At 73.9% G+C, this 12,706-nt stretch carries 12 protein-coding genes; 7 read left to right on the plus strand and 5 right to left on the minus strand.

Going from position 1 to position 12,706, the window contains the following annotated elements; genetic code table 11:
* Positions 1 to 4 precede the first annotated feature (4 nt).
* Positions 5 to 838, minus strand: a complete 834-nt coding sequence (gene ddaH, locus E1165_RS00700) for a dimethylargininase (protein ID WP_371687283.1) — start codon at positions 836 to 838, stop codon at positions 5 to 7.
* Positions 839 to 897: 59 nt separating this feature from the next.
* Here ddaH and E1165_RS00705 point away from each other — a divergent pair, with 59 nt between their 5' ends.
* On the plus strand, positions 898 to 1,356 hold the full coding sequence (locus E1165_RS00705) for an Lrp/AsnC family transcriptional regulator (protein ID WP_132386585.1): 459 nt from the start codon (positions 898 to 900) through the stop codon (positions 1,354 to 1,356).
* Positions 1,357 to 1,404: 48 nt separating this feature from the next.
* On the opposite strand, the gene E1165_RS00710 is transcribed toward E1165_RS00705, so the two are convergent.
* From E1165_RS00710 to E1165_RS00720, 3 genes are all read right to left on the minus strand, one after another.
* Positions 1,405 to 2,505, minus strand: a complete 1,101-nt coding sequence (locus tag E1165_RS00710; RefSeq protein WP_132386587.1) for a hypothetical protein — start codon at positions 2,503 to 2,505, stop codon at positions 1,405 to 1,407.
* 92 nt (positions 2,506 to 2,597) lie between these two features.
* Entirely contained in the window at positions 2,598 to 2,852 is a 255-nt protein-coding gene (locus E1165_RS00715) for a DUF6457 domain-containing protein (RefSeq protein ID WP_132386589.1), read from the minus strand.
* On the minus strand, positions 2,849 to 3,706 hold the full coding sequence (locus E1165_RS00720; protein WP_132386591.1) for an NTP transferase domain-containing protein: 858 nt from the start codon (positions 3,704 to 3,706) through the stop codon (positions 2,849 to 2,851). The genes E1165_RS00715 and E1165_RS00720 overlap by 4 nt, the downstream gene beginning before the upstream one ends.
* On the opposite strand from E1165_RS00720, the gene fdhD reads away from it, so the two are divergent.
* A complete protein-coding gene (fdhD, locus tag E1165_RS00725; protein WP_132386593.1) occupies positions 3,618 to 4,469 on the plus strand; it encodes a formate dehydrogenase accessory sulfurtransferase FdhD in 852 nt (283 codons plus the stop codon). The genes E1165_RS00720 and fdhD overlap by 89 nt on opposite strands.
* Positions 4,470 to 4,695: 226 nt before the next feature.
* Here fdhD and E1165_RS00730 read toward each other — a convergent pair whose 3' ends face one another.
* On the minus strand, positions 4,696 to 5,736 hold the full coding sequence (locus E1165_RS00730) for a DUF4192 domain-containing protein (RefSeq protein ID WP_132386595.1): 1,041 nt from the start codon (positions 5,734 to 5,736) through the stop codon (positions 4,696 to 4,698).
* Positions 5,737 to 5,887: 151 nt separating this feature from the next.
* Here E1165_RS00730 and E1165_RS00735 point away from each other — a divergent pair, with 151 nt between their 5' ends.
* The 5 genes from E1165_RS00735 to E1165_RS00755 all read left to right on the plus strand — a co-directional run bounded on the left by E1165_RS00735 (position 5,888) and on the right by E1165_RS00755 (position 12,598).
* The gene (locus E1165_RS00735; RefSeq protein WP_132386597.1) at positions 5,888 to 6,802 is read left to right on the plus strand and encodes a fructosamine kinase family protein; all 915 of its coding nucleotides are present in this window, start codon (positions 5,888 to 5,890) and stop codon (positions 6,800 to 6,802) included.
* Positions 6,799 to 7,812 carry a GTP 3',8-cyclase MoaA gene (moaA, locus tag E1165_RS00740; protein WP_132386599.1) on the plus strand — a complete coding sequence of 338 codons (1,014 nt, stop codon included), beginning with the start codon at positions 6,799 to 6,801 and terminating at the stop codon, positions 7,810 to 7,812. The genes E1165_RS00735 and moaA overlap by 4 nt, the downstream gene beginning before the upstream one ends.
* Positions 7,813 to 7,815: 3 nt before the next feature.
* Entirely contained in the window at positions 7,816 to 8,061 is a 246-nt protein-coding gene (locus E1165_RS00745; RefSeq protein WP_132386601.1) for a MoaD/ThiS family protein, read from the plus strand.
* Between the two features lie 12 nt (positions 8,062 to 8,073).
* Positions 8,074 to 9,321, plus strand: coding sequence for a metallophosphoesterase (locus tag E1165_RS00750; RefSeq protein ID WP_132386603.1), 1,248 nt, complete (start codon positions 8,074 to 8,076; stop codon positions 9,319 to 9,321).
* A 94-nt stretch (positions 9,322 to 9,415) separates the two neighbouring features.
* Positions 9,416 to 12,598 (plus strand): UvrD-helicase domain-containing protein, encoded by a 3,183-nt coding sequence (locus E1165_RS00755; RefSeq protein ID WP_132386605.1) that lies wholly within the window; start codon positions 9,416 to 9,418, stop codon positions 12,596 to 12,598.
* Positions 12,599 to 12,706 lie beyond the last annotated feature (108 nt).

Here is a 12,706-nt window from a genome sequence, read left to right on the forward strand (position 1 = left end):
GGGGTCAGCGGCGCAGCTCGGCGACGCAGCACTTCACGCTGCCGCCACCCTTCTTCAACTCGGTCAGCTCGACCGGGACCGGCTGGTAGCCGGCCGCCTTGAGGTTGCCGGCCAGCCGGCTGGCCTCGCTGTTCAGCACCACGTTGCGGCCGTCGCTGACCAGGTTCAGGCCGAAGGCCAGGGCGTCGGCGTCGTCCGCGAGCACCGCGTCGGGGAAGAGCTGGGCGAGCACCCGCTGGCTGGCCACCGAGAAGGCCCCCGGGTAGTAGGCGATGTTGCCGTCGTCGATCGCGGCGAGCGCCACGTCGAGGTGGTAGAAGCGGGGGTCCACCAGGCGCAGCGAGACCACCGGGCGGGCGAGCGCCTCCTGCGCCTCGGCGTGTGCCGCCAGTTCCGTGCGGAAGCCGTGACCGGCCAGGATGAGGCCGCCGTGTGCCTCCGGCAGGTACGCGAAGTCGCCCTCGCCCTCGTTGGTCTCGCTCGGGGCGATGAACCGCCAGCCCTGCGACTCGTAGAAGGCCCGGTGGGCGGCAGCCTCGGCGGCCCGCTGCCCGTGCTTGAACCGTGCGCCGTAGACCGTCCCGTCCACCACGAAGGCACCGTTGGCCGCGAACACCATGTCCGGCAGTCCGGCCTCGGGGTTGAGCGGGTGCACCTCGTGGCCCAGCCCGAGCAGGGTCTCCCGCAGCCGGTCCCACTGCTTGACCGCCAGTTCCGCGTCGACGGGCGTGGTGAGGTCCATCCACGGGTTGATCGCGTACTCGACGGCGAAGTGCTCGGGCGAGCACATCAGATATGTCCGCTTTCGCGAGACTCGCTGCTGGTTCACGGTGACCAAGAGTAGGTACCCTACAACGTCGGTAACAGCCAGAACCATTGCTTTCCGAAGGCGAAACGTTGCAGATAGACGCGGTCGACCAGCGAATCATTGCACTGCTCGTGGCAGACGCTCGGGCGTCGTACGCCGACATCGGAGCCCGCGTGTCACTCTCCGCTCCGGCGGTCAAGAGGCGGGTCGACCGGCTCCGCGCCACCGGGGTGATCCGGGGCTTCACGGCCGTGGTCGACCCGGCCGCCGTGGGGTGGACCACCGAGGCCTTCGTCGAACTCTTCTGCGCCGGCCGTACCACCCCCGCCCAGATCGGGGTGGCCGCCCGGCGGCACCCGGAGGTGGTCGGCGCGTACACCGTCTCCGGCGAGGCCGACGCCCTCGTCCACCTACGGGCCGCCGACATCTCCCACCTGGAGGAGGCGCTGGAACGCCTGCGCGCCGAGTCGTTCGTGACCTCCACCCGCAGCACCATCGTGCTGTCCCGGCTGGTCGAGTCCCCCGGCGTCGGGCCGTCCACGAGCTGAGCCGCCGACCGCCCGGACCGGCGCGGTCGGCCCGGTCCCCGCAGGCCGTCAGAGGTACATGCCCGTCCGGTGGTCGGACTCCACGGACGGCCGGCCCGGCTTGTCGCCCTCGACGAAGAACCGTTTACCGCCGAACTCGCCGTGCAGCCGGTCGTCCAACTCGTCGGCCAGGCCCGTCATCACCTGCACGGCCAGCATCAGATGGGTGGCCTGGAAGTTGCGGCCGAAGACGGGAATGGACGCCCAGACGGTGTCGTCGGCGCAGTAGAGCCGGCCGATCGGCATCCGGTTGGTCAGCTCGGAGAGCTTCACGTACAGCCGCTCGGTGGGCTCGACCTCGGTCAGCACCGGGGAGAAGACGTCGACCAACGGCGGGTTGTCGCGGACCCGGACGAAGACCATGGCCGAGCCGGCACGGATGTTGATGTCGCCGTCGGAGTCGACCTGGAGTCGGTCGGACTTGGACTTCAACATGGTCGAGACGACCGTGCGCACCCGGTCCTCCAGCGCCATGACGTCGCCGTCGACACCCGCTGGCGCGGCGGCCAGCGCCTCGTCCAGGTCGGCCTCCACGTCGCGGTCCGGGCCGAACTCGCTGCGGGCCGTGCCGAGCGGCTCCACCGGCAGCGGCCGGCCCTCGGCGTCGTGCATCAGGTAGACGAGGAAGGCCGGGTGCGGCGTCCCGTAGACGTCCCGCAGGGTACGGGAGAGCAGCGCGGCCAGCTTCGTCGCGTCGTCGGTCGAGCCCTCCAGGCCGAAGTCCTCCCCGGAGCCCTCCAGCACCCCCGGGGGCGACCAGCCCAGCGCGATCATGTCCGCGACGGCGGCCCGGTCCAGCCGGTAACCCTGCGGCAGAGTGGCGTTGCCGACGGCCCGCGCCACCACCCGCCCCTCGCCGACCTCCACACTGACCGAGTAGACGGCGTCGCCGGTGCCGGACGCGGTCGGGTCGAGCGTCAGTTCGAGGTGCGCCCCTACCGGGAGCGTACGCAGCCGCTCGCCCAGCGCCCGGGCGAACTCCCGCCACGCCTCGGTGACCTTGGCCCGCAGGTCAGCCGTGGTCGGCTCGTCCAGCAGGACCGACTCGTGATGCTCCGGCGCCGCGCCGGTCTGATCACTGGCCGGCATCGAGGGGTGGTCCGCCGTCATGATCGCCTCCGTCCGTCACGGCCACCCTACCCAGGCCGGCCGGAGAACGAATCCACCCCGACCGGGATCGGACAACGCCCGACCGGCCGTGCTCAGCGCGGGCGGTCGCCGCCCAGTTCCACCGGCCAGGCGCCGGCGAGTCCGGTCAGCCGGGCCGCCGCCACCGCCGGGTCCGCGCCCCGCCCCACGGCGACTCCGAGCAGGTACGCGGTGACCGGGGCACCCGGCCGCAGCACCTGGTGCGCGACGTCCCTGGCCAGGTCGAGAACCACCGGTACCGGTACGTCCGCCGGGTCGAGCCCCAACTCCGCGCAGGTAGCCGTGACCCAGTCGTCCAGCACCGTCATCGTGTCCACTCCTCCGCCCGGCGTATGTCGGAGTCAGTGTCGCAGTCGAACCAGGGCGGCGGGCCCCCACTGGACCAGGCCAGGTCGCGGACCGCCAGTTCGGCGAGCAGTTCCCGCACGGCGGCACCGCCGAGGGTGCCGCCCCGGCGGACGGCCAGCCGGTCCAGCGCGGCCCGCAGGGGGCCGGTCCGCCACACTCCGCACAGCGACTGCCGCCGCCCCCGGTCGTCGAGGAGACACACCCCGTCGGGCCCGGCGTCATCCGCCCCGGCCCCGTCCGGGGTCGCCGAACCCTCCGATCCGGGGTCGTCCGCGTTCAGCGCGGCGAGCAGGGCGGCGACGGCGTCCCGGGTGAGCAGGGGAAGATCGGCGGCGAGCAGGGCGACGGTGGCCGTACCGGCGGGCACCAGGGCCAGCCCGGCCGCGGCTGCCGCCACCGGGCCACCGCCCGGGGGTTGTTCCCGGGTCACCAGGACGCCGTCGGGGGCCGGTCCGGCCGGCCCGACCAGGATGCGGGGGGCCGCGTCGGCGACCGCCGCCAGCACCCGTTCCCGCATCGGCCGGCCGCCGACCGGCAACCCGGGCTTGTCCCGCCCGCCCATCCGGCGGGCCGCCCCACCGGCGAGCACCACCGCCGCGTACGCCGTCACCCGCCCACCGTATCCGCGCCCGGCTCCGGCGCGTGTCGTGGCCGAGCTTACCGTGCGACCGCCTGGCCCGGTGGGCGTCGTGCGGGGCGCCGGTCGGGCGGGGCAGGATGGCGGGATGGGACGGGCGACTGACCGGCGCGGTGTACTCCGGATCGACCTCGACGCGGCCGAGGGGCGGGCGGCGCTGCGCCGGCCGGACACCATGGCGGTCGAGGAGCCCCTGGAGATCCGGGTCGGGCCGGCCGGGCCGGGCCGTCGACGCCCGCTGACGGTGACCATGCGCACCCCCGGTGACGACCTGGACCTGACGATCGGGTTCCTGCTCACCGAGGGGCTGATCCGCGCCGACGAGGACGTGCACACCGCGCAGCTCTGCGCCGGGGCGGAAACCCCGAACACCTACAACGTGGTGGACGTGGTGCTCTCGCCGGGTGTCCCGGAGCCGACCACCGATGCGGCGCGCAACTTCTACACCACCAGCTCCTGCGGGGTCTGCGGGAAGGCCAGCATCGACGCGGTACGGACCCGGTCCCGCTTCGCCGTCGCGGACGACCCGCTCGCCGTGCCCGCCACGCTGCTGGCCGAACTGCCCGACCGGCTACGGGCGGCACAGCGCGTCTTCGACCGCACCGGCGGCCTGCACGCGGCCGGGCTGTTCGGCCCGGACGGGGAGCTGGTGGTGCTGCGCGAAGACGTCGGCCGGCACAACGCCGTGGACAAGGTCGTCGGCTGGGCGGTACGGCAGCGGCGGCTACCGCTGGCCGGGCACCTGCTGCTGGTCTCCGGCCGGGCAAGTTTCGAGCTGACGCAGAAGGCCTGGATGGCGGGGATACCCCTGCTCGCGGCGGTCTCCGCCCCCAGCACCCTCGCCGCCGACCTGGCCGAGGAGGCGGGCATGACGCTCGTCGGGTTCCTGCGCGGACGTGCGATGAACGTGTACGCCGGACCACACCGCATCCTCCACTGACCCGATCCGCCTTGTCACCCGCCGGTTGTCGCGTCGGCCCAGACAACTGCGAAGCGTTCGACGTACCGATCCGGGTCGCCGGCGTTCGACGGGGCGGTCGGAAGTGCTTCCAGACCACCAAGAGCGAGGTCGGCCTCGACCGCCACCAAGTACGCCGTACGACGCGGCCAGGCGGGGCGGTGCGGCCCTGGACATCCCCGGATCCGGCTTCCGACCGGAAGCGACATCAGATCTTGCGGCGGCGTCTGCGGCGTACCACCCGGGAGGGCTCGCCCACGGCCGGCCAACCGTCCAGGTCGGACGGGGGCACGCCCCGCCGTAACAGGTCGTCGAGGAGTTGGGCGAGCGTGTAGTCGGGGTGCGCCGCCAGAGCCCGCTCCAACGCGACGGCGGCGAGCGCTCCCTGCCCGGCCCGCCAGGCCGCGAAGGCGAGCAGGCTGGCCGGGGCGCCGATCAGCTCCTCCTCGGCGCGGCGCAGCACGTCACTCCAGAGGGCGATGTCCTCGTCCCGCCCGTCGGTGCGTTCCCAGGCGTGATCGCGGACGGGCAGGTGGGTCAGAAGCAGGGTCAGCCAGGCCACCTCGTCGTCGGTCAGCCGCTCGCCCCGGCGTTGCCGGCGCAGCGCGGCCCGGACCGCGTCGACCCCGGCGGCCCGCACCGCCCGGCCATCCAGCAAATCGGCGGCGGGAGCCTGCTCCAGCAGGGTGAGCAGGCGTCGCTCGGCCCGGACGCCGGCGCGGCGCATCGCCGCCGCGTCGTGCCCGTCGGCGGGCGTCACCCGCGCCGTGAGCGCGGCCCGGTCGGGCAGAGCCACCTGGCCGGCGAAGACCGCCGCCGCGGCGACCTGGCTGGCACCCGGGTCGTACGGGGTGCCGTCGGGCGGGCAGCAGTCCGCCCCGTCGCAGAGGTACGACCAGTACCGCCCGTCGGTGACCCGCAGGGCGTCCAGCACGGCCAGCCCCGTTGCGGTGAGCGCGTCGCGTACCGCGTCGACGGCGGGGGTGACCCGATCGGCGGCGCCGTACCCGAGCACGGCGGCCGTTTCGGCGTCCTGCCGGGTGAGGACCTCACCGAGGTGCCGGGCCGGCAGTCGCGGGTCCGCGCCCCGGGCGGGCAGGTCGGCGCGGGCGGCGAAGACGATGCGCCGGCCCCGCGTCGCCACCACGACCACGCTGTCGGCGGGGTGGAAGCCGAGCAGGTACGGCACGGCGGCGAGGAGGTCGGCGGGTGAGCGGACGGTGAGTCGGGGGCGGTCGGGGGCGGTCATGGAGGCAGCCTGCGACCCGTCGGGCCGTACCGACAGGCCCTGTGGACGACACTCGGGATATCCACAGATACGGACAGTGTTATTGCAGGTCGGCGCGTTTCCCGACCGTCGAGCGCCGACGCGACGGGCCGGGAGCGGTTACCTTGCGCTGATGGACCTGGCGTACCTGCGGGCGCACCCGGAACACCTGCCCACCTTCCTGACCCATCAGCGGATCCGGGAGACGCCGGTCTCCGGCGGCGACATCTGCGCCGCTTCCCGGCTGACCCTCGACGACGGGCACTCGGTCTTCGCCAAGACCTGGCTGGAGCGGGCCGACCGGCCGATGCCGGCGGGCTTCTTCGCCACCGAGGCGGCCGGACTGCGCTGGCTGCGGGCGGCCGGCGCGGTCCCCGTGCCGGAGGTGGTGGTGGCGTTGCCGGAACTGCTGGCCCTGGACTGGATCGAGCCGGGTGAGCCCTCACCGGAGGCGGCCGAACGGTTCGGCCGGGAGTTGGCCGGGATGCACCGGGCCGGGGCGGCGACGTTCGGGGCGGAGTGGACCGGCTTCATCGGCGCGCTGCCGCAGGACAACACCCCCGACCGGGGCCCGTGGTCGGACTGGTTCGCCCGGCGGCGGCTCCTGCCCTACCTGCGCCGCTCGGTGGAGACCGGCGCGTTGGGCCCGGCGGAGGCCGCGCTGGTCGAGCGGGTCGTGGCGCGGATCGGCGAGTTCGGCGGGGACGAGCCGCCGGCCCGGGTCCACGGTGATCTCTGGCCCGGGAACCTGCTCTGGGGCGCCGACGACCGGGTGTGGCTGGTCGACCCGGCGGCACACGGCGGGCACCGGGAGACCGACCTGGCGGCCTTGGCGCTCTTCGGCGGCCCCCCGCACCACGAGCGGATCGTGGACGCCTACCGCGAGGCGTGGCCGCTGGCGGACGGCTGGCGGGAGCGGGTGCCGCTGCACCAACTCCATCTACTGCTGGTGCACACCGCCATGTTCGGGACGGCATACCGCGATGCGGTCACCCGGGCCGCCCGCGCGACGCTGGACGGGCGTGGGCGCGCTACCGTCGACAGGTGACCGCCGCTCCGACGACCGACGGCGTCCTCGTCGACCGGTACGGCCGTGTCGCCCGGGACCTGCGCGTCTCGTTGACCGACAAGTGCAACCTGCGCTGCACCTACTGCATGCCCGCCGAAGGGCTGCCGTGGCTGGCCGGGCCGCAACTGCTCACCCCCGCCGAGATCGTCCGGCTGGTCCGGGTGGCGGTGGAACGGCTCGGCGTGACCGAGGTGCGCTTCACCGGCGGTGAGCCGCTGATCCGCCCCGGGCTGACCGGCATCGTCGCGGAGGTGACGTCGCTCACCCCCCGCCCTCGGGTCTCGCTCACCACCAACGGCATCGGCCTGCACCGGCTCGCGCCCGCCCTGCGCGAGGCCGGGCTGGACCGGGTGAACGTGTCGTTGGACACCCTGGACCGGGAGAGGTTCACCGCGCTGACCCGGCGGGACCGGCTGGCCGACGTGCTCGCCGGGCTGGCCGGCGCGGCCGGGGCCGGCCTGACCCCCGTCAAGATCAACTCAGTGCTGATGCGCGGGGTCAACGACGACGAGGCCCCGGCGCTGCTGCGATTCGCCCTCGACCACGGTTACGAGCTGCGGTTCATCGAGCAGATGCCGCTGGACGCCCAGCACGGTTGGGACCGCGCGACCATGGTCACCGCGCACGAGATCCTCGGCGCGCTGGGGCAGGAGTTCACCCTCACCCCGGACCCGGCCGGGCGCGGTGGCGCCCCCGCCGAGACCTGGCTGGTCGACGGCGGCCCGGCCCGGGTGGGCGTGATCGCCACGGTCACCCGCCCCTTCTGCGGGGACTGTGACCGGACCCGGCTCACCGCCGACGGTCAGGTCCGCAACTGCCTGTTCGCCACGGAGGAGTCCGACCTGCGCGGCGCGCTGCGCGCCGGGGCGGACGACGCCGAACTGGCCCGGCGTTGGCAGGCCGCCATGCGGGTCAAGCGGGCCGGGCACGGCATCGACGACCCCACCTTCCTGCAACCGTCCCGGCCCATGTCGGCGATCGGAGGCTGAGCGGTGCAGGTAACCGTCCGCTACTTCGCCGGAGCCCGGGCCGCCGCCGGACGTACCGAGGAGAACCTGCCCGCGGGCCGGTCGTTGGACGAACTCGTCGGTGAGCTCGGCGACCGCCACGGCCAGCGGATGGCGGCCGTGCTGGCGGCGGCGAGTTTTCTGGTCGACGGCGTGGTCTGTCATGATCGGCAGACGCCGCTGTCGGCCGGGTCCACGATCGACGTGCTGCCGCCCTTCGCGGGCGGCTGAGAAGGGGCTGGCATGCTGGCAACCGTGGCCTTCGTGGCCACCCTCACGCTGATCACCGGCCTGATCCATTTCTACCTGTGGAAGCGGCTGGTCAAGGACACCACCCGGCCGGGCCGGTGGCGCAGGGCCGGCAGCCTCGTCGCGCTCGTCCTCGCCCTGCTCGTACCGATCACGATGATCACGACCCGGCTCCTCGGGACGTCCTGGCTGGCCTGGCCGGGCTACCTCTGGCTCGCGGTGATGTTCTACCTGCTGGTCGTCCTGCTGGTGCTGGAGGTGCCGATGGCGGCGGCGAAGCTGGTGCTGCGCCGCCGGACGGCGGTCGACGCGCCGCCCGCCGCCGCACCGACGCCGGTGTTGGTCGGGGCTGCCGGTTCCGCCGACCCGCCGGCCACCGTCACCGTGGACCAGCCGGACCACGACAAGGCCCGCCGGTTGCTGCTCGCCCGGGGTGCGGCGATCTTCGTGGGTCTCACCGCCACGGGCATCACCGGGTACGGCGTCCGCACCGCCATGGGTCCGCCGCAACTGGACCGGGTGCAGATCCCCCTGGGCAAGCTGCCCCGGAGCATGGACGGGCTGCGCATCGCCACCGTCGCCGACATCCACCTCGGGCCGCTGCGCGGCCGGGAACACACCGAGCGGATCGTCGCGATGATCAACCGGCTCGACGCCGACCTCGTCGCGGTCGTCGGTGACCTCGTCGACGGCTCGGTCGCCGAACTGGGCGAGGCCGCCGCGCCGCTGCGGGACCTCCGCTCCCGGTACGGCAGCTTCTTCGTCACCGGCAACCACGAGTACTACTCCGGAGTCGAGGAGTGGGTACGGGAGGTGGACCGGCTCGGCCTGCGGGTGCTCCAGAACGAACGCCAGGAGATCCGGGCCCGGGGCGGCGTGCTCGACCTGGCCGGCGTCAACGACGTCACCGCCGCCGGCACCGGCCTGGCCGCGCCCGCGGACTACGCCGCCGCGCTCGCCGACCGGGACACCAGCCGGCCGGTGGTGCTGCTCGCCCACCAGCCGGTGGCCGCGCGCGAGGCGGCGAAGTTCGGGGTCGACCTCCAGCTCTCCGGGCACACCCACGGCGGCCAGATGGCCCCCTTCAACCTGGCCGTACGGCTCCAGCAGCCGGTGGTCTCCGGGTTGGGCGAGGTGGACGGCACCAAGGTCTACGTCACCAACGGCGCCGGATTCTGGGGCCCACCGGTCCGCGTCGGCGCCCCGCCGCAGGTGACCCTGGTCGAGCTGCGTGCCCCATAGCGCGCCCAGGGCGCGCAGTCCAGCACCGGATTGCTCAGGTCACGCGTACGCGTGGCGGCGGGCGGGCAGTGGACCACTCGTGACAGGATGCGGCGTGCCTCCGTTCAGCGCCGCACCCCCCGGTGGCCTCCCGCCGTTCGTCGCGGACCTGCACATCCACTCGAAGTACTCGCGCGCGTGCAGCCGCGACCTCACCCTGCCGAACCTCGGCTGGTGGGCCCGGCGCAAGGGCATCGGGGTGCTCGGCACCGGGGACTTCACCCATCCCGCCTGGTACGACCACCTTCGGGAGACCCTGCGTCCCGCCGAGCCCGGCCTGTACCGGCTCGACGCCGAGGCGGAGCGGGACATCGCCCGCCGCCTGCCACCGAGACTGGCGAGCACGGCCGAGGCGGACCCGGTCCGGTTCATGCTCAGCGTGGAGATCTCCACGATCTACAAACGGGACGACCGGACCCGCAAGGTGCACCACCTGATCTACCTGCCGGACCTGGACGCGGTGGGGCGGTTCAACGCGGCGCTGGGCCGGATCGGCAACCTCGGCTCGGACGGCCGGCCGATCCTCGGCCTGGACTCCCGGGACCTGCTGGAGATCACCCTGGAGGCCAGCGGCGACGGCTACCTGGTGCCCGCGCACATCTGGACGCCCTGGTTCTCGGCGCTGGGCTCGAAGTCCGGCTTCGACGCGATCGCCGACTGCTACGCCGACCTCGCCGAGCACGTCTTCGCGGTGGAGACCGGCCTCTCCTCGGATCCCGAGATGAACTGGCGGGTCGGCAGCCTGGACGGCTACCGGCTGGTGTCCAACTCGGACGCGCACTCGCCGCCCGCGCTGGCCCGGGAGGCGACCGTCTTCTCCTCCGCCCGGGACTACTTCGCCATCCGGGAGGCGCTGCGCACCGGTGACGGGCTGGCGGGGACGATCGAGTTCTTCCCCGAGGAGGGGAAGTACCACGCCGACGGGCACCGCCTCTGTCGGGTCAACTGGTCACCGGAGCGCACCCGCGAGGCCGGCGGACGCTGCCCGGAGTGCGGCAAACCGCTGACCGTGGGCGTGCTGAGCCGGGTGGAGGAGTTGGCCGACCGGCCGGCGGGACACCGGCCGGCACAAGCCCGCGAGGTGACCCACCTGGTGCCGCTGGCCGAGATCCTCGGCGAGATCAACAGGGTGGGCGCCCGGTCGAAGAAGGTCGAGGGGAAGCTCAACGAGCTGGTCGCCGCGCTCGGCCCGGAACTGGAGATCCTCACCCGTACCCCGCTGGAGGAGATCGGCCGGGTCGGCGGCGAACTGCTCGCCGAGGGAGTCGGGCGGCTGCGGCGCGGCGACGTCCGCCGGGTGCCCGGCTACGACGGCGAGTACGGCGTGATCACGCTGTTCGACCCCGCCGAGGTGGGTGCGGGCGGTACGCCGACGACCCAGGACACCCTCTTCGACGTACCGGTGCCGGCGCAGCGCACCCCCGTGGAGCCGGCGCCGAAGGCCAGGCGGCCGGCGGCGGCGAAGGCCGAGCCGAAGCGGAAGGCCGCGCCGCCCCCGCCGCCGATCGCGCCGTCGCCCTCGCCGCACGAGCCGTTCGAGCCGATGCTGGCCGGCATGGAGGAGGTCGGCACCGGATTGCTGGACCGGCTGGACGCCATGCAGCGGGTGGCCGCCTCCGCGCCGGGCGGGCCGCTGTTGATCGTGGCCGGGCCGGGCACCGGCAAGACCCGGACGCTGACCCACCGGATCGCGTACCTCTGCGCCGAGCTGAACGTCTTCCCGGAGCAGTGCCTGGCGATCACCTTCACCCGGCGGGCCGCCGAGGAGCTACGGCAGCGCCTCGACAGCCTGCTCGGTCCGGTGGCCGAGGACGTCACCGTCGGCACCTTCCACTCGCTCGGGTTGACCATCCTGCGCGAGAACGCGGCGGCGGCCGGGCTACCGGCCGACTTCCGGATCGCCGACGACGCGGACCGGGCCGCCGCCCGCGCGGAAGCCGGCGACGACGACGCCCGGTACACGGCCCTGTTGCGCAAGCGGGATCTGGTCGACCTGGACGAGCTGCTCACCCTGCCGGTCGCGCTGCTCGGCGGCGACCGGAAGCTGGTCCGGGACTACCGCGAACGCTGGCGGTGGATCTTCGTGGACGAGTACCAGGACGTCGACGCGGTCCAGTACGACCTGCTGCGCCTACTCAGCCCCGCCGACGGCAACCTCTGCGCGATCGGCGACCCGGACCAGGCGATCTACTCGTTCCGGGGTGCCGACGTCGGCTACTTCCTGCGCTTCTCGCAGGACTTCACCGACGCCCGGCTGGTCCGGCTCAACCGCAACTACCGTTCCTCCGCGCCGATCCTGGCCGCCGCGGTGCAGGCGATCGCGCCGTCGTCGCTGGTCCGGGGCCGCAGGCTCGACCCGGCCCGGCTCGACCCCGAGGCCCCGCTGGTCGGCCGCTACCCGGCGGCCTCCGTCGCCGACGAGGCCGACTTCGTGGTACGCACCATCGACGAGCTGGTCGGCGGGCTGTCCCACCGGTCACTGGACTCGGGACGGATCGACGGCCGGTCCACCTCGCTGTCGTTCTCCGACATCGCGGTGCTCTACCGCACCGACTCGCAGGCCGCCCCGATCGTGGACGCCCTGGCCCGGGCGAACATCCCGGTGCAGAAGCGCTCGCACGACCGGCTGCGGGACCGGCCGGGCGTGCCGGCGATCGCCCGCGAGCTGCGGCACGCCGGGCTCGACGGCGCGTTGGTCGCCCGGGTCCGCCTCGCCGGCCAGGTGCTCGCCGAGCGTTTCGCCATCCCCACCCTGGACGGCTCCCACGCGGTACGCCCCGAGGACGTCCGGGTGGCGGTGGACCTGCTCACCCCGCTGGCCCGGCGCTGCGGCGACGACCTGGAGCTGTTCCTGTCCCAGCTGGCCACCGGCGCGGAGGTGGACGCCCTCGACCCCCGCGCCGAGGCGGTCACCCTGCTCACCCTGCACGCGGCGAAGGGCCTGGAGTTTCCGGTGGTGTTCCTGGTCGGGGCGGAGGACGGGCTGCTACCGCTGCGCTGGCCGGGCAGCGAACCGGACGACGACGCGGTCGCCGAGGAGCGGCGGCTCTTCTTCGTCGGGTTGACCCGGGCCCAGGACCGCCTCTATGTCAGTCACGCCGCCCGCCGGGTGCGGCACGGCGCGGAACGCGAGTGCCGGCCGTCGCCGTTCCTCGACGTGATCGACCCGGGCCTCTTCGAACGGTTCGGGGAGGCGGAGCCGCGCCGGCCCAGGGACCGCCAACTGCGCCTGATCTGAGCCCACGACCCGCCCGCACCACACGATCGAGCCTGACCACCCCACCCGCACCCGACCCGGATGGTGGAAGTGGGGCCGGCCCTGGGCCCCGCGTGTCGGCGCAAACGG

Origin of the sequence: Micromonospora sp. KC723 (assembly GCF_004348595.1) — a bacterium.
Taxonomy (GTDB): Bacteria; Actinomycetota; Actinomycetes; order Mycobacteriales; family Micromonosporaceae; genus Micromonospora.